We start from the raw sequence: 262 nt of genomic DNA, 5'->3' as shown, positions 1-262 counted from the left end.
GAAAGGGACAGCCTACGTGTTCATCCGGTTCGAACTCGGACGAGCACCGACTCAGCAGGCAATCAACTATATGTGGCGGCGACGATTCTCACTGGCCGACCGACGAGCGATCAAGGCTACCGCCCGCGACATACGGGCGGTGGCCGCCGACCACGATATCGTCTCAGACGGAGAGCCACGTCTCGATCCCGGCGAAGTCAGTGACGCGGGCGTCACTGACGAGCACATCATGAAGGCAATCCGGACTGCTCGCGACCGCGGC

Annotated in this window: 1 protein-coding gene; it reads left to right on the top strand. The window is 62.6% G+C overall.

From position 1 onward, the window contains the following. Positions 1-262: transposase (locus tag HKX41_11985; GenBank protein NNC24854.1), on the top strand; the 262-nt coding region annotated here is incomplete at both ends.

The organism is Salifodinibacter halophilus (assembly GCA_012999515.1).
GTDB lineage: Bacteria > Pseudomonadota > Gammaproteobacteria > Nevskiales > Salinisphaeraceae > Salifodinibacter > Salifodinibacter halophilus.
The sequence above is the reverse complement of the archived record's forward strand: the minus strand, read 5'-3'. Positions and strand labels throughout refer to the sequence as shown.